Origin of the sequence: Paracoccus solventivorans, from assembly GCF_900142875.1 — a bacterium.
GTDB classification, from domain to species: domain Bacteria; phylum Pseudomonadota; class Alphaproteobacteria; order Rhodobacterales; family Rhodobacteraceae; genus Paracoccus; species Paracoccus solventivorans.
Genome location: NZ_FRCK01000006.1, coordinates 1 through 21,589, shown reverse-complemented (window position 1 = coordinate 21,589; position 21,589 = coordinate 1). Strand labels below are relative to the sequence as shown.

Below are 21,589 nucleotides of genomic sequence, written 5' to 3'. Positions count from 1 at the left end.
ATTTAGGGCTATGAAGCGGCCAGACAAGCGCGCCTGCGGGTGGGCCCTTGCGGCCCGCCGCCCCGGCAACGGGGGCAGGCGTCCCAGGAGAGTGGCGCGATGCCCCAGCTTCAGACCGGACGCTACCGGGTCCGCATCGCCACGGACGCCTGCGACCTGCGCGCGGCGCGGCAGCTGCGGTTCCGCTGTTTCCGCGCCCCCGCGCTGGTGTCCGCCTGGGCCGGGCCGGAGGCGGAGACGGGCGAGGACGCCGACCCGCTGGACGCGCACTGCCGGCACATGCTGGTCGAGCACCGCGAATCGGGACGGCTGGCGGCCTGTTTCCGCTGGCTGCCGCTCGGCTCGGGGGCCGAGATCGGGCGCAGCTATTCGGCGCAGCATTACGAGCTGTCGCGGCTGCGCGACTTCCCCGAGCCGATGATCGAGGTCGGGCGGTTCTGCGTCGATCCCGCCCATTCCCACCCCGAGATCCTGCGCCTGGCCTGGGCGGCGCTGGCGCGGCAGGTGGACGAGACCGGGGCGGGGGCTGCTGTTCGGCTGCTCGTCCTTCGCCGGGCTGGATGCGGGCGGCCACGCGCGCGCCTTTGCGCTGCTGCGCGACCGCCACCGGGCGCCGCCGCGCTGGCGCCCCGGCGTCAAGGCGCCCGAGGTCTGCCGCTTTGCCGCCCTGCCGGCGGCCGCCGACCCCGCAAGCGCCCGCGCCGGGCTACCGCCGCTGCTGCGCAGCTATCTGGCGATGGGGGGCTGGGTCAGCGACCACGCGGTGCTGGACCGCGAGCTGCGCACCATGCATGTGTTCACCGGGGTCGAGGTGCGGCTGATCCCGCCCGCGCGGGTGCGCGCCCTGCGGCGGCTGGCGGGCTGAAGATGCGCAGCCGCAGCGGGGGCTTTGCGCCCCCGCGCCCCCGCGGGATATTTGGACACGATGAAAGCAGCCGCGGTTGCCGCCTGCGCGGCGGAGGGCTAGAAGCCGGGCGATGAGCGGCTTTTCCTTTACCCTGAGCGCCACCGACGGGCGCGCCCGCAGCGGCGTCATCCGCACCCCGCGGGGCGAGATCCGCACCCCGGCCTTCATGCCCGTGGGCACCGCCGGCACGGTCAAGGCGATGCTGCCGGAATCGGTGCGCGCCACCGGCGCCGACATCCTGCTGGGCAACACCTATCACCTGATGCTGCGCCCGGGGGCCGAGCGCATCGCCCGGCTGGGTGGGCTGCACCGGTTCATGAACTGGTCCCGCCCGATCCTGACCGATTCCGGCGGCTTCCAGGTGATGAGCCTGTCCGAGCTGCGCAAGCTGACCGAAGAGGGCGTGACCTTTTCCAGCCACGTCGACGGCTCTCGCCATTTCCTGTCGCCGGAAACCAGCATGGAGATCCAGCGGCTGCTAGGATCCGACATCGTGATGGCCTTTGACGAATGCCCGGCGCTGCCCGCGACGCATGAGCGGCAGGCCGAGGCGATGCGCCTGTCGATGCGCTGGGCACAACGCTCGCGCGACGCCTTCGGCGACCGCCCCGGCCATGCGCTGTTCGGGATCATGCAGGGGGGCGTGGAACGCGACCTGCGCGAGGAATCGGCCGCAGCCCTGCGCCGGATCGGTTTCGACGGCTACGCCATCGGCGGGCTGGCCGTGGGCGAGGGGCAAGAGGCCATGCTGAGCGTGCTCGACTATGCCACCCACCTGCTGCCCGCCGAGCAGCCGCGCTACCTGATGGGGGTCGGCAAGCCCGACGACATCGTGGGCGCAGTGCAGCGCGGAGTGGACATGATGGACTGCGTGCTGCCCTCGCGTTCCGGGCGCACCGGGCAGGCGTGGACCCGGCGCGGGCAGATCAACATCAAGAACGCCCGCCACGCCGACGACCCGAGGCCCCTGGACGAGACCTGCACCTGCCCCGCCTGCACCGGCTATTCCCGCGCCTATCTGCACCATGTGTTCCGGGCCGGAGAGATGATTTCGGGGATGCTGCTGACCTGGCACAACCTGCATTACTATCAGCAGATCATGCAGCAGATGCGCGAGGCGATCGCGGCGGGGACGCTGGAGGACTGGGTGGCCGGCTTCCACGCAGAGCGCGCGGGGGGCGATATCGAGCCGCTCTAGCGTCGAGGCTTGACTGAGAGCTGCCCGCCGAGCGGGATGCTGATGGCCGGGCTCAACCGGCATTATGACTCGCAGATCATGCAGCGGATGCGCGAGGCGATCGCGGCGGGCTCTGGATGCCTGGGTCGCCGGCTTCCATGCAGAGCGCGCCGAGGGCGATATTCTACCGATCTAGCGCCGACACTTGACCGGGAGCTGCCACCCGAGCGGGGTGCTGATGGCCGGGCCCAACCGGCATTATTACCCGCAGATCACGCAGCGGATGCGCGAGGTAGTGGCGGCGGGCACCCTGGATGCCCGGGTTGCCGGCTTCCACGATGCGTGCCGGGGGCCGATATCCCGCCGCCCTAGCGCCGCGGCGGGCGTGGGCGATAGACCGGCAGTTGCCAGCCGAAGGCCATGCTGCCCAGGCGCAGCACCAGCGTGACCGCCCCGCAGGCGGCCACGGCCAGCGTGCGGTCCAGCCCCAGCCAGATCAGCAGCACCGCCGCCACCGCGCCGCCAAAGGCGGCGGTGACGTAAAGCTCGCCCTGTTTCAGCACCATCGGCAACTCGTTGCCGACCACGTCGCGCATCAGGCCGCCGAAGGTGCCGGTGAACACGCCCATGATGACGACCACCACCGGCGAGACCCCGGCCTCCAGCGCGACGCCGACGCCGGCGGGCACGGCGGCGGCCAGCGCCAGCGCGTCCAGCCAGCGGATCCAGCGCGCCCGGCTGTCCAGCAGATGCGCGCCCCAGAACACCAGCATCGCCGCGCCCGCGGCCAGCAGCACCAGCGAAGGGCGGTCCACCCAGAACACCGCGTCCCGCCCCAGCACCAGATCGCGCAGCGTGCCGCCGCCGACCGCGGTCATCACCGCCATGAAGATGAAGCCGACCGGGTCCAGCTGCAGCCGGCTGGCGACCAGCGCCCCGGTCAGCGCAAACACCAGCACCGAGCCGTAATCCAGCAGCCAGACCAGCGCCGGCAGGTTGGCGGCCAGCCCGCCCGTCACTTGAACGGCGCCATGCCGGCGCGGGCGAGTTCGTCGGCGCGCTCGTTTTCCGGGTGGCCGGCGTGGCCCTTGATCCACTCCCACGTCACCTGATGCGCGGCGGCGGCGGCCTCGAGCCGCTGCCACAGGTCGACGTTCTTGACCGGCTTGCGGTCCGCGGTCCGCCAGCCGTTGCGCTTCCAGCCGTGGATCCAGCCGGTGACGCCGTTCTTCACATAGGCCGAATCGGTGGTGATGGTGATGGCGCTGGGCCGGGTCAGCGCCTCGAGCGCGGAAATCGCCGCCATCAGCTCCATGCGGTTGTTGGTGGTGGCGGGCTCGCCGCCGGACAGCTCGCGCTCCTTGACGATGCGCCCGCCGTCAACGGCGCGCATCACCACCCCCCAGCCCCCGGGGCCGGGATTGCCGCTGCAGGCGCCATCGGTCCAGGCATGAAGTTCAGGCATCAATGGTCTCCAAGGCAGGTCCTGGCCGTCCCGGGCAGCCTGCGACAAATGCTGCTGCGGCTGCGCTGCGGCCGATGATTTCTTTCTGGCCGAAATACCCTCGGGGGGGCCGGGGGGCGAAGCGCCCCCGGTCGCGACGCTTCAACCCGGGGCGGGTTCGCGCAGGATGCGGGGCACCTTGAACTCGACCCGCTCGCGCGCGGTTTCCACCAGCTCGACCGTCAGCTCGTAGCGCCCCGCAAAGGCGGCGATCACCTCGTCCACCAGCACCTCGGGGGCGCTGGCGCCGGCGGTGACGCCGACCGAACGAATACCCTCCAGCGCCCGCCAGTCGATATCCGCCGCCCGCATCACCAGCTGCGCATAGGCGCAGCCGGCCGAGCGCCCGACCTCGACCAGCCGGCGCGAGTTGGAACTGTTCGGCGCCCCGATCACCAAGAGCGCGTCGATTTTCGGCGCGATCGCCTTGACCGCGGCCTGCCGGTTGGTGGTCGCATAGCAGATGTCGTCCTTGGCCGGGCCGACGATCGCCGGGAACCGCGCCTGCAACGCCGCCACGATCTCGGCGGTATCGTCCACCGACAGCGTGGTCTGGGTGATCCAGGCCAGCCGCTCGGAGTCGCGGGGGGTGACGCGGGCCACATCCTCGACCGTCTCGACCAGGATCACCTCGCCCGCCGGCAGCTGGCCCATGGTGCCCAGCACCTCGGGGTGGCCGGCGTGGCCGACCATGACCATCTGCAGCCCCTCGGCGTGGTGGCGCTCGGCCTCGACATGGACCTTGCTGACCAGCGGGCAGGTGGCATCGACAAAGATCATCTCGCGCCGCCGCGCCTCGGCCGGCACCGATTTCGGCACCCCATGCGCGGAAAAGATCACCGGGCGGTCGTCGGGAACCTCGTCCAGCTCGTCCACGAACACCGCGCCCTTTTCCCGCAGCCCGTCGACCACGAAGCGGTTGTGCACGATTTCATGGCGCACATAGACCGGTGCGCCCCATTTCTGCAGCGCGAGTTCCACGATCTGCACGGCCCGGTCCACGCCCGCGCAGAACCCGCGCGGCGCGGCCAGATACAGGGTCAGGGGCGGCTTGATGGGCTGGGATTCGGACATGCCCCCGATTACCGCGCCGGGCGGGCAAGGTCCATGCAAAGCGGCGCGAGGGGGCGCGCGCTTGACGCCATCCCGCCGCTCGGGGCAACTGTCGGGCAAAAAGGAAAGCGGGACATATGCAGCGCAGCGGCTTGCTGATCATCATCTCCTCGCCCTCGGGGGCGGGAAAATCCACGCTGGCGCGCCGGCTGATGGAATGGGACCCGAGCCTGCGGTTCTCGGTCTCGGCCACCACAAGGCCGCCGCGGCCGGGCGAGGTGGACGGGCAGCATTATCATTTCACCGACCGCGCCGCGTTCCAGGCGATGGTGGCGGACCGAAGGATGCTGGAACATGCCGAGGTGTTCGGCAATCTCTACGGCAGCCCCGCCGCCCCGGTCGAGACCGCGATCAGCGAGGGCCGCGACACGCTGTTCGACGTGGACTGGCAGGGCGGGCAGCAGATCCGGGCCTCGCATCTGGGCCAGCAGGTGGTGTCGATCTTCATCCTGCCCCCCAGCCTGGCCGAGTTGGAACGCCGCCTGCGCGCCCGCGGCCAGGACAGCGACGAGGTGATCGCCGGGCGGATGCGGAAAAGCCGCGACGAGATCAGCCACTGGGCCGAATACGACTATGTGCTGGTTAACGACGATCTGGACGCGACCGAGGCCGCCCTGCGCGCGATCCTGACCGCCGAGCGGCTGCGCCGCGACCGCCGCCCCGCCCTGGGCGGGTTTGTCCGCAAGCTGATGGAGGATGCAGCATGATCTGGGAACTTGACGGAATCGCCCCCGAAATCGCCGCCAGCGCCTGGGTCGCCCCCGACGCGCAGCTGATCGGCCGCGTGGTGCTCGAGGATGAGGCGAGCATCTGGTGGGGCGCGGTCCTGCGCGGCGACAACGAGGAAATCCGCGTCGGCCGCGGCTCGAACGTGCAGGAGCTGAGCGTGTTCCACACCGACCCCGGCTATCCGCTGACCATCGGCCGCGACGTGACCATCGGCCACCGCGCCATGCTGCACGGCTGCACCATCGACGACGGCGCGCTGATCGGGATGGGGGCGACGGTGCTGAACGGCGCGAAGATCGGTGCGGGCGCGCTGATCGGCGCCGGCGCCCTGATCGCCGAGGGCAAGGAAATCCCCCCCGGCGCGCTGGTGATGGGGGCGCCGGGCCGGGTGGTGCGGCAGCTCGACGACGATGCCGTCGCCAAGCTGCGTCAGTCCGCCGCGCATTACCGCGAGAACGCCGCACGATTCCGCGCCGGGCTGCGGCGGGTGGAGTAAGAGAAGGCCGGGCGGGTGCCCGGCCTGCCTCCGGCGGGGATATTTTTACACCAAAGACGGGCTGGTGGCGGCAGGGGGCCGCGGCTGGTGAGTATGGCGGCGGTGCTGGTCGGGGGTGATCGGTTTCGCCGCGGTGACGTGGCACGCGTCCGTTGCGTGCGGCTGGCGAAGCCGGGGCGCAGGAGAGCGGCCTGCGCGGGTGAGGGGCCGCTGATGAAGCCGGGCATATCTTCCGTTCCGGCGGGCGGGAAGGACAAGGCGTTTCCGCGTTCCGCAACTGCAGTGCGGGAGACGGATGCTGGCTGAGCTTGACCCAGCCGGCCCAAGGCGGCCTCGGATGGAAGAAAAGTCTATTTGACGGTGGAGACACCGCCGGTGTCAGCTCATGGGCCTGCGTGCATCACGGAGCAGACGCCATTCGGGGACAGCGGGGGGACGCCAGCTTTGCCCTGAGTGGTCAAAGGACGGGCGGTCCCTTGCTCCCGCAGGATCGTGCGCCGGGCTGACGGTCGGAGAAATCAAGGAAAGCAATCGCAGCGCTTCGGTTGCCCTCGGAGAGGGCCGCCGTCAGTTCATCCCGCAAAAGCGCTGCCACCCGTCCCTGCAGGCCGCCCGCAGCGGGCGGCCCCAGGTCAGCCCATGTTCTCGGCCAGCCAGCGTTCCAGCCAGTGGATCGAATAGTCGCCGCGCTGGATTTCGGGGTCGCGCAGCAGGCGGTCGAATAGCGGCACGGTGGTGTCCACCCCGTCGATGATCAGCTCGCCCAGGGCGCGGCGCATCCGTGCCAGCGCCTCGTCACGGTCGCGGCCGTGGACGATCAGCTTGCCGATCAGGCTGTCGTAATAGGGCGGGATCACATAACCGTCGTAGACCGCCGAATCCATTCGCACCCCCAGCCCGCCGGGGGCATGGTACTGGCTGACCCGCCCGGGCGAGGGCGCGAAATTGGGCAGGCGCTCGGCGTTGATCCGGGCCTCGATGGCGTGGCCGCGGATCGACAGGTCCTCTTGGCGCAGGCTCATCCCCTGGCCGGCGGCGACCAGGATCTGTTCGCGCACCAGGTCGACGCCATAGATCGCCTCGGTCACCGGGTGTTCGACCTGCAGGCGGGTGTTCATCTCGATGAAATAGAACTCGCCGTCCTCGAACAGGAACTCGATGGTGCCGGCGCCGGCGTATTGCAGCCGGGCGATGGCGTCGGCGCAGATGCCGCCGATGCGGTCGCGCTGTTCCTGGGTGATGGCGGGGCCGGGGGCTTCCTCGAGCACCTTCTGGTGGCGGCGCTGCAGCGAGCAGTCGCGTTCGCCCAGATGCACCGCGCCGCCGCGGCCGTCGCCGAACACCTGGATCTCGATATGCCGCGGGCGCTGGAGGTATTTCTCGATATACACCTCGTCATTGCCAAAGGCGGCCTTGGCCTCGGAGCGGGCGGTGCGGAAGGCGACCTCGAGCGCGGCATCGTCTAGCGCCACCTTCATCCCGCGGCCGCCGCCGCCGGCAGTGGCCTTGATGATGACCGGATAGCCGATCTCGGCCGCGACGCGGCGGGCGGTGTCGATGTCGGCCACACCCCCTTCGGAGCCCGGCACCACCGGGATGCCCAGCGATTTCGCGGTTTCCTTGGCGGTGATCTTGTCGCCCATCAGCCGGATATGTTCCGCGCGCGGGCCGATGAAGGTCAGGCCGTGATCCTCGACCATCTGCACGAATTGCGCGTTTTCCGACAGGAACCCGTAGCCCGGATGGATCGCCTGCGCGCCGGTGATCTCGCAGGCCGACAGGATCGCGGGCATGTGCAGGTAGGATACGGTCGAGGGCGGCGGGCCGATGCAGATCGATTCGTCGGCCATGCGCACATGCATGGCGTCGCTGTCGGCGGTGGAATGCACCGCGACCGAGGCGATGCCCATCTCGCTGCAGGCACGGATGACCCGCAGGGCGATTTCGCCGCGGTTGGCGATCAGGATCTTGTCGAACATGGCCCGGCCCGCCTTATTCGACGATCATCAGCGTGGTGCCGAACTCGACCGGCGTGCCATCCTCGACCAGCACCCGGCGGACGGTGCCGGCGCGGGGGGCGGGGATGTGGTTCATGGTCTTCATCGCCTCGACGATCATCAGCGTGTCGCCCTCGGCCACCTGCTGGCCGACGGTGACGAAGGGCGCGGCGCCGGGTTCGGGCGACAGATACGCGGTCCCGACCATGGGCGAGGGCACGGCGCCGGGGTGGTTGGCCGGGTCGCTGGCGGGGGCGGGCGCGGCGGCGGCCGGTGCGGCCGGGGCCGCGGCGGGTGCCTGCGGGGCCTGCGGCGCATAGGCGGGGGCGGATTGCACCATCACCTGGCGGCCGTGCTTGGACAGCTCGACCGTCAGCCGGTCATCCTCGCCATATTCACGCTCGACCTTCAGTTCGGTCAGCTCGTTGCGGTTCAGAAGCTCGGCCAGCGCCTGGATGAAGGCGGTGTCTTCCGCGTGGTGCCGGGTCGGGTCTTTGTCGCTCATGATCTTTCTGCCTTGGAGGGCCGTTCTGGGAACGCGGCGTTTCGCGGGGCTTATAGACGCTTGGGCGCCGCAAGGGAAATCGTTTCGGTCGGGATGGGGGCCGGGAATGAGGGTCGGGATGGGGGTCAGGGCGGCGGCAGCGGCGGCGCGCTGGCCGGGCCGCCGGCAAGCGCGGGGTGCGGCCCGTCGTCCTGCGTGTCGCCGTCATGCGTATCGTCGGACCCTGCATCCTGCCCGGCATCCGGGCGGGCGCGCAGGTTCTTCCAGCGGCGGTGGATCCAGAACCACTGCCCCATATGCGCGCGCACCAGCGCCTCAAGATCGTCGTTCAGCGCCTGCATCATGGCTGCGGGGTCGCCGGGCGGGATCGGGGCGCCGACCTCGACCCGGAAGCTCAGCCCGTCTTGCTGGCGGATGCCGGCGATGGGCAGCAGCAGCGCCTCGTAACGCAACGCCAGCTCGGCCGGGGTCAGCACCGTGCGGCTGGGCAGGCCGAAGAACCGCAGCATCGCGCCGTGGTGGTCGTACTGGTCAAAGCCCAGGCACAGCATCCCGCCGCCGCGCAGAAAGCGCAGCATCCCCGCCAGCCCGGCGCGGCCGCGGGGAAACAGCGGCTGGGCGATCGCCTCAATCGCCGGGACATAATGGCGGTTGAAGGCGCGGTTGTTCATCGGCCGGTAAAGCGCCCCCACCTGCCAGCCCCGTGCCGCCAGCACCGCGCGCATGGCGTCGTAATTGCCGAAATGCGCGCAGGCGAGGATCACCGGCCGCCCCGCTGCCTGCGCCTGTTCCAGCGCCGGCAGCCCGGGGCCGGACAGGGGGGCGCCGGCGCGGATGCGGGCGGTGAACTCGGCGCCCGAATAGATCTCGATCAGGGCGCGGCCGGCGTTGTCGGGGACGGTGCGGGTCAGGCGGCGGATCTCAGCCCCCGGCAGCTCGGGGCGGGCCAGCGCCAGATTGTCGCGGATGCGCTGCCGCCAGCCGGCGACCGGCGCCAGCAGATGTGCGAACACCCAACCCATCGCCGGGACGCGCCAGCGATAGGGCAGCAGCAGGAACGCCCCCACCAGCAGGCGAAACAGCGCGCTGCTCGCCCGGTCCTTCAGGGGGGTGGGGTCGGTCTCGTTCATCGCGCAGCCCGCATCGCCTGCGCCTCGCGCGCCCAGACATAGATCCCGGCCGTCACGATGATGACGGCACCGACGATCGTCCACCGATCCGGCACCGCGCCAAAGAACAGCCAGCCCCAGAGCGAGGCCCAGACCAGCCCGGTATAGCCAAAGGGGGCGATGGCGGCAGCCTCGGCCATGGCGAAGGCCTGGATCAGCAGCGCCTGCGCGACGGTGCCGATCAGCCCCAGCGCCAGGAACGGCCATAGATCGCCCGGCGCCACCGGCTGCCAGACGAACGGCACCACGGCCGAGGCGAACAGCGTCGCCACCCCCGTCGACCACAGGATCGAGGTGGCGGTGCCGTCCCCCCGCACCAGCCGCGTCATCACCGCCCCTGCCGCATAGGACACCGCCCCCAGCAGCGCCAGCAGCGCCGCTGGGTGGAACACCCCGGCGCCGGGGCGGATCACGATCATCGCCCCCAACAGCGCCGCCGCGATCCCGGCTATGCGGCGCGGGCCGATCCGCTCGCCCAGGAACAGCGCCGCGCCCAGGGTGATCAGCACCGGGTTGATGTCCATGATCGCGGTGGCCTCGGCCAGGCCGATGAACTGCAGCGCGGTGAAGAACAGCCCGATCGAGGCCAGCTGCATCACCCCCCGCCCGACCTGCAGCAGCGGCGAGGCCGACCGCACCACCACCCGCAGCCGCGGCGCCAGCACCAGCAGCACCAGCCCCAGGTTCAGCGCCATCCGCACCCAGACGATCTGCCCGGGGTGATACCCCTGCAAGGTCAGATGCTTGCCAAGCGCATCCATCACCGTGAAGCAGAACACCGACGCCAAGAGCGCCAGCACCCCCAGCGATTGCCGGGGCAGCGGCATCGGAGGGAGGGGCGGCGCGCTCATAACCGGAACCGGGGATGCCCGGCGGCGCTGCCGGACGCTCCGCGGGGGATATTTGGGCAAGGAAGACGGGCGGGGAAGCGAGGGGCAGCGGTGCGGGTGCGGGTTCCGGACGTGGCGATGTGGACAGCCGGGGCGCGGAACATGGCGGCGTAGGGGAAGGCCGAGGGATCCCCGAGACGCGCCGCGTGGCGATTGTCGGCGGCGTGGGAGACGGCGCTGCCGGGCGCTCCTCGGGGGATACTTGGGCAAGGAAGAAGGGCCGGGGAGCGGTAGGCGGCGCCGCTGGTGTGGGTAGCCGAGGCGCCGATTGCGGCGGCGTAGAGGGCGGCCGCGGGAGCAGCGGGTCGTGCCGCGCTGCGGTTATCGGCGGCGGGTGTGAAGGCACGGCCGGACGTTCCGCGGGGAAGGCTTCGTCGGCACGGAAGCATCGTGGGTACATGGGCAGCGGCGGCGCCGATGGCAGAAGCCCTGAAAGCCACCGGGCTGCGGCGATGCGCCACGGGTCGGCAAATTGGCCGGCGTTGGGCGATGCGGCAGCGGCGAGGCGCAGGGCGCCCCGAGGCGGCGCGCCGGGGTGAGGATGCCCGGGCGCGGGCTTGCGCCCCGGTCGCCGGGGGGCGGACCGGGGGCGCGGCAGGGGTCACAGCAGCGCCTTGACCTTTGCCACCGTGGCCTCGGGGGTGATCCCGAACTCTTTGTACAGCCGGTCGGCCGGGGCCGAGGCGCCAAAGCCGGTCATCCCGATGAAGCCTGCGCGTTTTTCCGCGCCGCGCTCGCCCATCAGCAGCCAGTCCCAGGGCTGGCGCACCGCGGCCTCGACCGCGACGCGGACCGGGCCCTCGGGCAGGACGTTGGCGCGGTAGTCCTCGGGCTGGTCGCGGAACAGCTCCATGCAGGGGACCGAGACCACGCGGGTCGGGATCCCCTCGGCTTCCAGCGCCTCGGCGGCCTTCACCGCGATCTCGACCTCCGACCCCGAGGCCATCAGGATCGCCTGCGGCGCCCCGGACGCCTCGCGCAGCACATAGGCGCCGCGGGCGGTCAGGTTGTCGTCGGTATGGTCCAGCCGCAGCGTCGGCAGGTTCTGCCGCGACAGCGCCAGCACCGAGGGGGTGCCGTCCGCGGTCAGCGCCAGTTCCCACGCCTCGGCGGTTTCCACCAGATCGGCGGGGCGGAAGGTCCAGGTGTTGGGCGTGGCGCGCAGCATCGCCAGGTGCTCGACCGGCTGGTGGGTGGGGCCGTCTTCGCCCAGGCCGATGGAGTCGTGGGTCATCACATAGACCACCGGCACCCCCATCAGCGCCGACAGCCGCATGGCGCCGCGGGCATAGTCGGTGAAGGCCATGAAGGTGCCGCCATAGGGGCGGAAACCGCCGTGCAGCGCCAGCCCGTTCATCGCCGCCGCCATGCCGTGTTCGCGGATGCCGTAATGCACATAGCGCCCGGCGCGGTTCTGGGCGTCGAAAATGCCCAGATCGGCGGTCTTGGTGTTGTTCGAGCCGGTCAGGTCGGCCGAGCCGCCGATGGTTTCGGGCAGGATCGGGTTGACGACCTCGAGCACCAGTTCGGACGCCTTGCGGGTCGCGACCTTGGGCGCGTCAGTGCTGGCCTTCTGTTTCAGCGCGGCGATGGCGGGGACCAGCTTGTCGCTGGTCTCGCCCGAGACGCGGGCGGCAAAGGCCTCGCGCCGGTCCTCGGGCAGCGCATCGACGCGGGCGGCCCAGGCCTCGCGCGCGGCAGCGCCGCGGGCGCCGATCTCGCGCCAGCGGGCGGTGATTTCCTCGGGCAGCTCAAAGGGGGCGTGTTCCCAGGCATAGGCGCTGCGGGTGGCGGCGATCTCGTCCGCGCCCAGCGGCGAGCCGTGCACCCCCGAGGTGCCGCCCTTCTTCGCCGAGCCAAAGCCGATGACGGTGTTGCAGGCGACCAGTACCGGGCGGCCGTCGTCCTGCGCCGCCGCGGTCAGGGCGCGGTCGATGTCGGCCGGGTCATGACCGTCGCAGCTGAGCGTGCGCCAGCCCGACGCCTCGAACCGCTTCAGCTGGTCGGTCGAATCCGACAGCGACAGCGCGCCGTCGATGGTGATCTTGTTGTCGTCCCACAGCACGATCAGCCGGCCCAGCCGCAGATGCCCGGCCAGCGCGATGGCTTCCTGGCTGATGCCTTCCATCAGGCAGCCGTCGCCGGCGATCACCCAGGTGCGGTGGTCGCACAGCTCTTCGCCGAACTCGGCGCGCATCTTGGCCTCGGCCATGGCAAAGCCGACCGAGGTCGCCAGCCCCTGGCCCAGCGGGCCGGTGGTGGTCTCGATCCCCTCGGCGTGGCCGTATTCGGGGTGGCCGGCGGTGGCGGCGCCCCACTGGCGGAAGTTCTTCAGCTGCTCGAGGCTCATCTGCTCGAACCCGGTCAGGTGCAGCAGCGAATAGATCAGCATCGAGCCGTGGCCCGCCGACAGGATGAAGCGGTCGCGGTCGAACCAGTTCGGCGCCGACGCATCAAACTTGAGATGCTTGCGCCACAGCACGGTGGCGACATCGGCCATGCCCATCGGCATTCCGGGGTGGCCGGAATTGGCCTGTTCGACCGCATCCATCGACAGGACGCGGATCGCGCTGGCAAGGCTCCAATGGTCGGGATCGGCAAGGCGGCGCGCGGTCAGGGGCATGGGGCGGCTCCGGGGCAAGGACGGTTCGGGGGTCGCCCGGGTGATAGGCAGAGGCCGGGGCGGTTGCAAGCGGCGGCGGTTGTAAAGAGATGTGCGGGTAAAAAGATGCGCCGCCGGAGCGGGGCCAGCCCCGCACCCCGGGATATTTGGGCAAGGAAGAAGAGATCAGGAGCGGTCCTGCGCCAGCGGGTGGCGGGTCAACACCAGCTCGCGCAGCCGCTCGTCCAGCACATGGGTGTAGATTTCGGTGGTGCCGAGATCGGCGTGGCCCAGCAGCGCCTGGATGGCACGCAGGTCGGCGCCGCCTTCCAGCAGATGGGTGGCAAAGGCGTGGCGCAGCACATGCGGGGTGACCTTGCCGGCCGGAAACCCCGCGGCGGCAGCAAGGCTGGCCAGCATCCCGTGGAACGCCTGCCGGGTCATGTGGCCCTCGGCGCCGGCGGCGGGAAACAGCCAGCGTCCGCCCTTGCCGGCCACCAGCCGGCCCAGCGGGCTGTCCGGGGGGGCGGCGTCGCGCAGGGCCAGCCATGCGGCGGTGGCGCGGCGGGCGGGGGCGGTCAGCGGCACCATGCGCTCGCGCCCGCCCTTGCCGCGGATCAGCAGCAGCTCGGGGTCGCCGCGCAGGCTGGCGGCGGGCAGCGAGACCAGTTCCGACACCCGCATCCCCGTCGCATAAGCGAGTTCCAGCGCCGCGAGGTTGCGGGCGCGCTCCTCTGGCGTGGCGCCGTGCCGGCTGGCGGCGTCGAACAGCCGCGCGATCTCGGGCTGCGACAGCACCCGCGGCAGGCGCTGGCTGCGCCCGGGGCCGGTCAGGCGGATCGCCGGATCGTCGTCGCGCCAGCCCTCCTCCAGCGCAAAGCGGGTGAACTGGCGGATCGCCGACAGGCGGCGGGCGCGGGTGGCGCGCGACAGGCCTTCGGCCTCGCAGCGGGAAAGGTAGGTTTCGATGTCCTCGCGGGCGACGGTGGCAAGGGTCAGGCCCCGATGCGCGGTAAAGGCGGCGAAATCCGCCAGGTCGCGCCCGTAGGCCAGCAGCGTGTTGCGCGCCGCCCCCGCCTCGGCCGCCTGCGCGTCGAGGAAGGCGCTGATCTGCCGCAGGTCGGGGGTGTTGGCGGCTGGTGGCGGCTTGCGGGTGCGGCGGCTGGGGGCGGGTGCGGCGGTGCTGTCGGGGCGCGGTGGGTGTTCGGTAGCTGCGGGGGTGCCGGAAGCGGCGAGTGCGGATGCGGCAGCGGGGGCAACGGCGGCCGTCCCGGAATCGGCGGAATCGTCGGGGGCACCATCGGGGGCTGCGCGGGAAGCGCCGGAATGCGCAGGGGCCGAGGCAGGTGGTTGCGTGTCGGTGGGCGCGGCCGCCCGCCGCGGCGGCTGCGCGTCTGCGGGGCCGTCTTGTGTCCCGGGGCGCGCCCCCGCAGCGGCGCCCGAGGGCCGGCGATTCGCCCCGGCGGGACCGGCAGCCCTGCGGCTCATGGCCGTGCCGGGCGGATCATCGCCGCAGACCCATGTGCTCGCCCAGCAGCAGCTCGACCGCGGCCATGCGGGCGTCGGCGGGCTGGCCGAGTTCCACCATCCGGCGCAGCCCGGCGCTGGCGCGGGCGGTGTCGCCGTCAAGCCCGGCGTCGACATCGGCGATGGCGGACAGCAGCGCCAGCCCGCGGCCCTCGCGGGGGGGGGCCTCCTGCGGCGTGGCGGTCAGCGCCGCGGCATAGGCGGCGCCGGGGCTGTCCTCGGGGAACTCTGCCGGCTCGCCCGCGGCGAGCGCGATCAGGGCGCGGTCCTCGGGGGGCAGGGCATCGCGGTCCACCCCCGGCAGCCCGGTCAGCAGCCGCAGATGCGCGGCGGTTTCGGCGGCCGAGGGCGCCAGCGCCAGCCCGTCGAGCTGCGGCCCGACCAGCCGCGCCAGCGGCATCGCCAGCCCGGCGCGGGCAAACAGCGCCGTCGTCTCGGGCAGCGCCGCCGACACGGCGGCCGAATCGCCCGCGGCCAGCGCCGCGTCCAGCCGCTGGAACGCCGCCGCCCGGTCCCAGACCCCGCCCGAGGCCGCCGGCGCCTGTTCCAGATAGGTCGCCGCCAGCAGCGCCGGGTCGATGGCGCCGGCGCGCGACAGCCGCTCGGCCGCCTCGATCCGCGCCTTCCAGCCGGCGTTGCCGGTCAGGTCGGACCAGGCGAAGCCCGGGTCCAGGTCGCCGGTGGCCAGCGGCTGCCCGATCGCCTCGAACAGCCGGAACTCCAGCGGAGAGATCTGCACCGGCGGCGGCAGGTCGGCAGAGAGATCGGCCGAGCCGTCGTCGAGAAAGCGTTCCAGCAGCGCCGCCGTCTGCGGTTCCAGCAGCCCGCCCGCCTGCGCGCCATGCAGGGTCAGCGCCGCCGCCGACCAGTCGCCGGCCCGGGCCAGGCAATAGATCCGCGCCGCCAGATCGGGGGCAAGGCCCGGGGTCTCGGCGATGGCGTGGCAGACCTCTTCGGCCTCGTCGCGCAGAAGCGCGATGTCGAAGCGGCGCTGGAAACGGGCGCGGTCCTTCCACCCCGCCGCGTGCAGCAGCGATTCGGCGTCATCCAGCCGCCCCAGCGCGATCAGCCGGTCGACGCGGGCCAGAAATAGCCGCCCCTCGTCACCCTGCGCGGTGCCGGCGGGCGGGTCGAGCTGCGCGGTCAGCATCCGCTGCAACAGCCAGCGCCCGGCCGACAGCCGCGGCTGCGCTTGGGCGATGGCCTGCGCGATCTCGCCCGCGGGGGCAGGGCCCCACAGGTCGCGCGGCAGCCGCGCGGATTGCGCCGGGATCGCGCCCTTGCCGTCGGGGTTGCCCTCGGCCAGCCGGGTGACGCCCACCGCCGGCGGCAGGCCGGTTGCGGGCAGCGCCTGGGCGGGCGGCATCTCGGGCGCGCGCAGGATCTGCGCATCGGGCGGGATCGCGTCGCCCGGCCGCCAGGCGGTGGCGGGGGGCAGCGGCGGCTTGCCGGTCTTCAGCCAGTCGTTGGCCGAGATCGGCGCGCCGCCGGTCGCCACCTGTGCCGCGGCGGGCAGCGCGGCCAGCGCCATGCACAGCACGACTGGCAGCGCCAGCCGTGCGGCGCGGCGGGGGGGGCGGCGCTCAGTCCAGCGCATCGGGGTCGCCCGGCGCATCCGCCTCGGCCGCGGGGTCCAGGGGCGCCTCGGCCGGCGCGGCCGGTGCTGCCGGGGCAGGGGGCGCGGGCGGGGCGGTCCCCAGATCCAGCCGCACCGGCACCCGGGTCGGGCGGGGATCGGCGCTCATGTCGCCGAAATAGGCATAGCCGGTCAGGGCGAGCAGCGCCGCCACCAGCAGAAAGACAATGACTCGCAACAGCCGCATCGGTCCCTCGATCCTCTCGGTTCCCCGCCGTATTCCCGGCAATGGGCCGGGCGGGGGTTTTCCCTTGGAATAGCCGGTAAGGCCGCGCGGCGAAAGCCGCTGCCCGCGCATCGTGATCGCGCGCGCCCTATGGCAATTCCGCGAAACTGGCGCCATTCACGGGGGATGCGGGCCGGATCGGGCAAAAGGGGCGGACGGATGAAGCGCAGCATCGTGCTGGTCGGGATGATGGGGGCGGGGAAATCCGCGGTCGGGGCGGAACTCGCCCGCCGGCTGGGCGTACCGCATCTGGACACCGACGCCGAGATCGCCCGCGCCGCCGCCGCCACCATCCCCGAGATCTTCGCCCGCGACGGCGAGGATTTCTTTCGCGCCCGCGAAACCGAGGTGCTGGGCCGGGTGCTGCGCGGCCCGCCCGCGGTGGTCTCGACCGGCGGCGGCGCCTGGATGCGGCCGGAAAACCGGGTGCTGGTGGCGGGGGCCGGGGTCTCGGTCTGGCTCGATTGCCCGCTGGCGCTGCTGTGGCACCGGGTGCGCCACAAGCCGACCCGGCCGCTGCTGCAGACCCAGGACCCGCTGGGCACGCTGACCCGGCTGCTGGAGGAGCGCGCCCCGACCTATGCGCTGGCCGAGGTCATCATCCCCGTGCGCGAGGGCGATTCGATCGAGACTACCGCCAGCCGCGTGCTCGAGGCCGTGCGCGCCCATCAGGCCGCACCCGCCATTTCCCCTGCGCAGGAGCCATGATGACCCGCATCGTCCCCGTCGCCCTGGGCGACCGTTCCTATCAGGTCCGCATCGGCCCCGGCCTCATCGCCCGCGCCGGGGCCGAGATCGCGCCGCTGCTGGCCCGCCCGCGGGTCGCCGTGCTGACGGATGAGACCGTCGCCGCCCTGCACCTGCCCGCGCTGCAGGCGGCGCTGGCGGCCGAGGGCATCGCCGTCGCCGCGCTGGCGCTGCCCGCGGGCGAGGCCACCAAGTCCTGGGAGCAGCTGGGCCGCGCCGTGGAATGGCTGATCGCCGAGCGGATCGAGCGTCGCGACATCGTGATCGCGCTGGGGGGCGGGGTGATCGGCGATCTGGCCGGTTTCGCCGCCGCCATCCTGCGCCGCGGCGTGCGCTTCGTGCAGATCCCGACCACGCTGCTGGCGCAGGTAGACAGTTCCGTCGGCGGCAAGACCGGCATCAACTCGCCGCAGGGCAAGAACCTGATCGGCGCCTTTCACCAGCCCAGCCTGGTGCTGGCCGATACCGACGCGCTGGCGACCCTGCCCGAGCGCGATTTCCGCGCGGGCTATGGCGAGGTGATGAAATACGGGCTGCTGGGGGACGCCGGCTTCTTCGAATGGCTGGAAACCCACGGCCCCACCCTGCGCGACGACCCCAAGGCGCTGCTGCACGCGGTCGCCCATTCGGTGGGGATGAAGGCCGATATCGTGGCCCGCGACGAAACCGAACAGGGCGACCGGGCGCTGCTGAACCTCGGCCATACCTTCGGACACGCGCTGGAATCCGCGACCCATTATTCCGCCCGGCTGCTGCATGGCGAGGGGGTGGGGATCGGCTGCGCGCTGGCCTTCGACCTGTCGGCGCGGCTGGGGCTTTGCGCGCAGGAAGACCCCTCGCGCGTGGCGGCGCATCTGGCGGCGATGGGGATGCCGGCGCGGCTGGCCGACATTCCCGGCGCTTTGCCCGACGAGGCCGGGCTGGTGGCGCTGATGGGGCAGGACAAGAAGGTGGTGGACGGGCGGCTGCGGCTGATCCTGGCCCGCGGCATCGGCCGTGCCTTTGTCGCCGACGACGTGGCGCCCGAGGCCATCGCCGCGGTGCTGGCAGGGTCGCGCTGACGGCTTGCCGCCGCGGCGCCGCCCGGGCTAGTAAAGGGGCCGAACTCAACCCGCGGGGAAACGTATATGGCAGGCAGCGTCAACAAGGTCATCCTGGTCGGCAATCTGGGCCAGGACCCGGAAATCCGCACCTTCCAGAACGGCGGCAAGATCGCCAACCTGCGCATCGCCACCTCGGAAACCTGGAAGGACCGCAACACCGGCGAACGCCGCGAGCGGACCGAGTGGCACACGGTGGTGATCCATTCCGAGCCGCTGGTGCGGGTGGCCGAGCAATATCTGAAAAAGGGCTCCAAGGTCTATGTCGAGGGCCAGCTGGAGACCCGCAAATGGCAGGACCAGTCCGGCGCTGACCGCTATTCGACCGAGGTGGCGCTGCGCCCGTTCCGCAGCGAACTGCACATGCTCGACAGCCGCGGCGGCGGCGGCGGCGGTGGTGCTGGTGGCGGCAGCTATGGCGGCGGCTCGCGCGGGGGCTATGACGACGGCGGCTATGGCGGCGGCCAAGGTGGCGGCGCCGGCGGCGGGCAGGGCGGCAGCGCCGGCGGCAGCCGCGGCGGCCCGGATTTCGACGACGAGATCCCGTTCTGAGCAATCGCCCATCGCAGACGACCCCGCCGGTTCCCGGCGGGGTTTTTCGTTGCATTTCAGGCAAATGGCGGCTGTGATGCCACCATTGCAACATGCAGCGGAAGGATCGCGCCGCCATGACATTCTATGCCCATTCCGGCAAGCAGCCCGACCGCAGCGACTGGCAGCTGCTGCCCGACCACCTGGACAATACCGCCCGGCTGGCGGCGGAACGGGCCGAGCCTCTGGGGCTAGCGGCTGCGGCGTCCCTGATCGGGCGCTACCATGATTTCGGCAAATACGACCCGACCTTCGATCGGGTGCTGAACGGCGGCAACGTCCGGGTCGACCACTCCACCGCCGGCGCCGCGCTGCTGCACGCCCGTGCCTCGGGCGCGATGCGGCTGGTGAGTGAGGTATTATGTTACCCGATCTTAGGCCACCACGCCGGGCTGCCCGACCGCACCGGCGCCGACAGCAGCATGGAGCGGCGGCTGGCCGCCTTCCGCGACCCGATCGACCCCGCCATCACCGCGGCCGAGATCCCCGATCTTGCCCCCGCCCTGCATGAGCTGGCGGCGCGGGTGCGCGGCGAGGCGCTGGGCTTCGATCTGTCGCTGGCCACGCGGATGCTGTTTTCCTGCCTGGTCGACGCCGATTACCGCGATACCGAGGCGTATTATGCGCAGCTGAACGGCCGCATCCCCGACCGCGACTGGCCGACGCTGGCCCAGCTGCTGCCCGACTGGCGCCGCCGCTTCGACGCCCATATGGCGGGCTTTGCCCCGAACAGCGACCTCAACCGCCTGCGCGCCGATATCCTTTCGCATGTGCGCGGGGGCGCCACGCTGCCGCCCGGCCTGTTCACCCTGACCGTGCCGACCGGGGGCGGCAAGACCCTGGCCTCGCTGGGCTTTGCGCTGGACCACGCCGCGCAGCACGGGCATCGGCGAATTATACTTGCGATTCCATACACGGGGGCGTGGGTCGAAACTCTGCGCGGGTGAGCAAGGGTCCCGCGATGATCGGTCGCCCCCCCGCGCGGGGGCGTGGGTCGAAACAGGTTGCAAAAGGAAAGGTGCAAACGATGAAACCCGGTCGCCCCCCGCGCGGGGGCGTGGGTCGAAACGCCTTATCGGTAGCGTCCTCGGCATCGCCAAGGGCGTCGCCCCCTGCGCGGGGGCGTGGATCGAAACAAGCGCCCATGGCTGCTGGATAGCGCGCGCGTGCGTCGCCCCCTGCGCGGGGGCGTGGGTCGAAACGCGCCGTTGAGAGTTGTCGCGTCGAGGCGGTAGCGGTCGCCCCCTGCGCGGGGCGTGGGTCGAAACATCGACCACCGAGAACTCCTCGGCCATGCCGGTGGTCGCCCCCTGCGCGGGGGCGTGGGTCGAAACCCGCTCGGTGGCTGATATGGTCGCCGCGCAATATCGTCGCCCCCTGCGCGGGGGCGTGGGTCGAAACTTGCAACCGCTCGAGCCCGTACTGGTCGCAGCCGGTCGCCCCCTGCGCGGGGGGCGTGGGTCAAGGTCCTCCATCGGCAATTTTCCGCCGATCGCGATCCCCGCCTCTCCGCTTCCTCCTGCCGCGGGGATGGCAGGCGGGCGGTTCTGGGGTAGTCTTGCGGCAAAACGACAAGACGGCACGAGGGAGCATTTCCGATGGGTGCAGTGACCGCAAGGGTGGTGCGGCTGGCCGGGGTGGCCGCGGTGATCTGCGCGGGGCTCGCGGTGGCGGTGCCGGCGCAGGCCGAGGGGTTGCGGCTGGGGGGCGGCTCCAAGTCGCGCACGGCGCAGTTCCAGCGCCAGACGCAGCTGATGGATTCGCGGCTCGCCGCGCAGTACCAGCGGTCCGAGCGGCTGAAGCCGCAGTCGGGGCGGCAGGTCATCAGCCTCGACGGGCGCGCCTCGACCTCGGGGCAGGCGATCCCGCGCTATGCCGGCAACCAGCGCAGCCAGTATCTGCCCCATGCCCGCGCCGCGGCCCGCAAGCATGGCGTGCCCGAGGATCTGTTCCTGCGGCTCGTGCAGCAGGAATCGGGCTGGAACGTGGGGGCGCGCTCGCACAAGGGGGCGACGGGGCTGGCGCAGCTGATGCCGGCGACGGCGGCCAAGCTGGGGGTAAACCCGCACGACCCGGTGCAGAACCTCGAGGGCGGGGCGCGCTACCTGCGGATGATGTACAACACCTTCGGCGACTGGCGGCTGGCGCTGGCGGCCTATAACGCCGGGCCGGGGGCGGTCACCAAATACCGCGGCGTGCCGCCCTATCGCGAGACCACGAATTACGTCCGGGTGATCCTCGGCGGCTGAGGCTGGTTCTGACGGAAAACCGCCGGACTGGCGGTTTTCCACCCGCCGAGTTCCTGTCGCAGCCTCCCTCGCTCAAGCCGCTTCAACAGGCCATCCGGCAGAAAACAGTCTCATGGGCGGCTTTTCATCCCCCGAGTCCAGCCGCAACCTCCCTCGCTCAAAATCGCTCCAACAGTCCATTCGGCGAAATAGCAGCCTCGCCGGCGGTTTTTTGAGCCGCATGTCTCGGGCGCTCCGCCCCCCGAGGTTACTTCTCCACCAAAGACCCGCGCCCTAGGCTGTGAACTCATAAACGGGATTCCGTTGTGATAGCAGGCGTGATTCACTGGACCTATGGAGGGTTCAGGATGGCGCGTTTCGATCTGACGGACTTTGAATGGGAACTGATCCGCCCGCTTCTGCCGAACAAGCCGCGTGGGGTGGC

General features: G+C 71.5%; 19 protein-coding genes and 1 pseudogene. 9 read left to right on the top strand and 11 right to left on the bottom strand.

The annotated features are described in order from the left end of the window. Window positions 1–99: 99 nt before the first annotated feature. Window positions 100–865 (top strand): annotated as a pseudogene (locus BUB57_RS17375) (GNAT family N-acetyltransferase). Window positions 866–977: 112 nt separating this feature from the next. Continuing rightward, on the top strand, window positions 978–2,105 hold the full coding sequence (gene tgt, locus BUB57_RS10075) for a tRNA guanosine(34) transglycosylase Tgt (protein ID WP_073066305.1): 1,128 nt from the start codon (window positions 978–980) through the stop codon (window positions 2,103–2,105). A gap of 347 nt (window positions 2,106–2,452) precedes the next feature. Here tgt and BUB57_RS10070 read toward each other — a convergent pair whose 3' ends face one another. The 3 genes from BUB57_RS10070 to ispH all read right to left on the bottom strand — a co-directional run bounded on the left by BUB57_RS10070 (window position 2,453) and on the right by ispH (window position 4,662). Further along, window positions 2,453–3,103 carry a trimeric intracellular cation channel family protein gene (locus BUB57_RS10070; RefSeq protein WP_234952036.1) on the bottom strand — a complete coding sequence of 217 codons (651 nt, stop codon included), beginning with the start codon at window positions 3,101–3,103 and terminating at the stop codon, window positions 2,453–2,455. After that, a complete protein-coding gene (gene rnhA, locus BUB57_RS10065; RefSeq protein ID WP_073066302.1) occupies window positions 3,100–3,549 on the bottom strand; it encodes a ribonuclease HI in 450 nt (149 codons plus the stop codon). Before rnhA ends, BUB57_RS10070 begins: the two co-directional genes overlap by 4 nt. A 141-nt stretch (window positions 3,550–3,690) precedes the next feature. Beyond that, entirely contained in the window at window positions 3,691–4,662 is a 972-nt protein-coding gene (gene ispH, locus BUB57_RS10060) for a 4-hydroxy-3-methylbut-2-enyl diphosphate reductase (protein WP_073066299.1), read from the bottom strand. A 116-nt stretch (window positions 4,663–4,778) separates the two neighbouring features. Between ispH and gmk the strand changes: the two genes are divergently transcribed. Both gmk and BUB57_RS10050 read left to right on the top strand, forming a co-directional pair. Then, window positions 4,779–5,408, top strand: coding sequence for a guanylate kinase (gene gmk / locus BUB57_RS10055; protein WP_073066295.1), 630 nt, complete (start codon window positions 4,779–4,781; stop codon window positions 5,406–5,408). Further along, window positions 5,405–5,926, top strand: coding sequence for a gamma carbonic anhydrase family protein (locus BUB57_RS10050; protein WP_073066292.1), 522 nt, complete (start codon window positions 5,405–5,407; stop codon window positions 5,924–5,926). Before gmk ends, BUB57_RS10050 begins: the two co-directional genes overlap by 4 nt. 632 nt (window positions 5,927–6,558) lie before the next feature. On the opposite strand, the gene accC is transcribed toward BUB57_RS10050, so the two are convergent. The 8 genes from accC to BUB57_RS10010 all read right to left on the bottom strand — a co-directional run bounded on the left by accC (window position 6,559) and on the right by BUB57_RS10010 (window position 16,439). Continuing rightward, window positions 6,559–7,905 carry an acetyl-CoA carboxylase biotin carboxylase subunit gene (gene accC / locus BUB57_RS10045; protein ID WP_073066289.1) on the bottom strand — a complete coding sequence of 449 codons (1,347 nt, stop codon included), beginning with the start codon at window positions 7,903–7,905 and terminating at the stop codon, window positions 6,559–6,561. 13 nt (window positions 7,906–7,918) lie between these two features. Then, complete coding sequence (accB, locus tag BUB57_RS10040) at window positions 7,919–8,428, bottom strand: acetyl-CoA carboxylase biotin carboxyl carrier protein (RefSeq protein WP_073066285.1); 510 nt, start codon at window positions 8,426–8,428, stop codon at window positions 7,919–7,921. Window positions 8,429–8,553: 125 nt separating this feature from the next. Further along, complete coding sequence (locus BUB57_RS10035; protein ID WP_073066282.1) at window positions 8,554–9,558, bottom strand: lysophospholipid acyltransferase family protein; 1,005 nt, start codon at window positions 9,556–9,558, stop codon at window positions 8,554–8,556. After that, window positions 9,555–10,448 carry a DMT family transporter gene (locus tag BUB57_RS10030; protein ID WP_073066279.1) on the bottom strand — a complete coding sequence of 298 codons (894 nt, stop codon included), beginning with the start codon at window positions 10,446–10,448 and terminating at the stop codon, window positions 9,555–9,557. The genes BUB57_RS10035 and BUB57_RS10030 overlap by 4 nt, the downstream gene beginning before the upstream one ends. 640 nt (window positions 10,449–11,088) lie before the next feature. Then, window positions 11,089–13,110: a transketolase gene (gene tkt / locus BUB57_RS10025; RefSeq protein ID WP_073066275.1), complete on the bottom strand. Its 2,022-nt coding sequence runs from the start codon at window positions 13,108–13,110 to the stop codon at window positions 11,089–11,091. 165 nt (window positions 13,111–13,275) lie between these two features. Continuing rightward, window positions 13,276–14,208 (bottom strand): tyrosine recombinase, encoded by a 933-nt coding sequence (locus BUB57_RS10020; RefSeq protein ID WP_073066762.1) that lies wholly within the window; start codon window positions 14,206–14,208, stop codon window positions 13,276–13,278. Window positions 14,209–14,593: 385 nt separating this feature from the next. After that, the gene (locus BUB57_RS10015) at window positions 14,594–16,213 is read right to left on the bottom strand and encodes a hypothetical protein (RefSeq protein WP_084732081.1); all 1,620 of its coding nucleotides are present in this window, start codon (window positions 16,211–16,213) and stop codon (window positions 14,594–14,596) included. Next, complete coding sequence (locus BUB57_RS10010) at window positions 16,200–16,439, bottom strand: hypothetical protein (RefSeq protein WP_234952035.1); 240 nt, start codon at window positions 16,437–16,439, stop codon at window positions 16,200–16,202. Before BUB57_RS10010 ends, BUB57_RS10015 begins: the two co-directional genes overlap by 14 nt. A 198-nt stretch (window positions 16,440–16,637) precedes the next feature. On the opposite strand from BUB57_RS10010, the gene BUB57_RS10005 reads away from it, so the two are divergent. The 5 genes from BUB57_RS10005 (at window position 16,638) to BUB57_RS09985 (ending at window position 21,165) form a co-directional block, all read left to right on the top strand. Continuing rightward, window positions 16,638–17,186: a shikimate kinase gene (locus tag BUB57_RS10005; protein WP_073066270.1), complete on the top strand. Its 549-nt coding sequence runs from the start codon at window positions 16,638–16,640 to the stop codon at window positions 17,184–17,186. After that, window positions 17,186–18,286, top strand: a complete 1,101-nt coding sequence (aroB, locus tag BUB57_RS10000; RefSeq protein WP_143159698.1) for a 3-dehydroquinate synthase — start codon at window positions 17,186–17,188, stop codon at window positions 18,284–18,286. Before BUB57_RS10005 ends, aroB begins: the two co-directional genes overlap by 1 nt. A 66-nt stretch (window positions 18,287–18,352) precedes the next feature. Continuing rightward, on the top strand, window positions 18,353–18,877 hold the full coding sequence (gene ssb / locus BUB57_RS09995) for a single-stranded DNA-binding protein (RefSeq protein WP_073066263.1): 525 nt from the start codon (window positions 18,353–18,355) through the stop codon (window positions 18,875–18,877). Window positions 18,878–18,993: 116 nt separating this feature from the next. Further along, complete coding sequence (locus BUB57_RS09990; protein ID WP_084732096.1) at window positions 18,994–19,863, top strand: CRISPR-associated endonuclease Cas3''; 870 nt, start codon at window positions 18,994–18,996, stop codon at window positions 19,861–19,863. Window positions 19,864–20,514: 651 nt separating this feature from the next. Further along, the gene (locus BUB57_RS09985) at window positions 20,515–21,165 is read left to right on the top strand and encodes a lytic transglycosylase domain-containing protein (RefSeq protein ID WP_084732080.1); all 651 of its coding nucleotides are present in this window, start codon (window positions 20,515–20,517) and stop codon (window positions 21,163–21,165) included. The last annotated feature ends 424 nt before the right edge of the window (window positions 21,166–21,589 follow it).

Excerpts from the sequence above, each read along its gene's own strand:
- tgt (WP_073066305.1), top strand. The coding sequence starts at position 978 with ATGAGCGGCTTTTCCTTTACCCTGAGCGCCACCGACGGGCGCGCCCGC.
- rnhA (WP_073066302.1), bottom strand. The coding sequence starts at position 3,549 with ATGCCTGAACTTCATGCCTGGACCGATGGCGCCTGCAGCGGCAATCCC.
- ispH (WP_073066299.1), bottom strand. The coding sequence starts at position 4,662 with ATGTCCGAATCCCAGCCCATCAAGCCGCCCCTGACCCTGTATCTGGCC.
- gmk (WP_073066295.1), top strand. The coding sequence starts at position 4,779 with ATGCAGCGCAGCGGCTTGCTGATCATCATCTCCTCGCCCTCGGGGGCG.
- BUB57_RS10050 (WP_073066292.1), top strand. The coding sequence starts at position 5,405 with ATGATCTGGGAACTTGACGGAATCGCCCCCGAAATCGCCGCCAGCGCC.
- accC (WP_073066289.1), bottom strand. The coding sequence starts at position 7,905 with ATGTTCGACAAGATCCTGATCGCCAACCGCGGCGAAATCGCCCTGCGG.
- accB (WP_073066285.1), bottom strand. The coding sequence starts at position 8,428 with ATGAGCGACAAAGACCCGACCCGGCACCACGCGGAAGACACCGCCTTC.
- BUB57_RS10035 (WP_073066282.1), bottom strand. The coding sequence starts at position 9,558 with ATGAACGAGACCGACCCCACCCCCCTGAAGGACCGGGCGAGCAGCGCG.
- BUB57_RS10030 (WP_073066279.1), bottom strand. The coding sequence starts at position 10,448 with ATGAGCGCGCCGCCCCTCCCTCCGATGCCGCTGCCCCGGCAATCGCTG.
- tkt (WP_073066275.1), bottom strand. The coding sequence starts at position 13,110 with ATGCCCCTGACCGCGCGCCGCCTTGCCGATCCCGACCATTGGAGCCTT.
- BUB57_RS10015 (WP_084732081.1), bottom strand. The coding sequence starts at position 16,213 with ATGCGCTGGACTGAGCGCCGCCCCCCCCGCCGCGCCGCACGGCTGGCG.
- BUB57_RS10010 (WP_234952035.1), bottom strand. The coding sequence starts at position 16,439 with ATGCGGCTGTTGCGAGTCATTGTCTTTCTGCTGGTGGCGGCGCTGCTC.
- BUB57_RS10005 (WP_073066270.1), top strand. The coding sequence starts at position 16,638 with ATGAAGCGCAGCATCGTGCTGGTCGGGATGATGGGGGCGGGGAAATCC.
- aroB (WP_143159698.1), top strand. The coding sequence starts at position 17,186 with ATGACCCGCATCGTCCCCGTCGCCCTGGGCGACCGTTCCTATCAGGTC.
- ssb (WP_073066263.1), top strand. The coding sequence starts at position 18,353 with ATGGCAGGCAGCGTCAACAAGGTCATCCTGGTCGGCAATCTGGGCCAG.
- BUB57_RS09990 (WP_084732096.1), top strand. The coding sequence starts at position 18,994 with ATGACATTCTATGCCCATTCCGGCAAGCAGCCCGACCGCAGCGACTGG.
- BUB57_RS09985 (WP_084732080.1), top strand. The coding sequence starts at position 20,515 with ATGGGTGCAGTGACCGCAAGGGTGGTGCGGCTGGCCGGGGTGGCCGCG.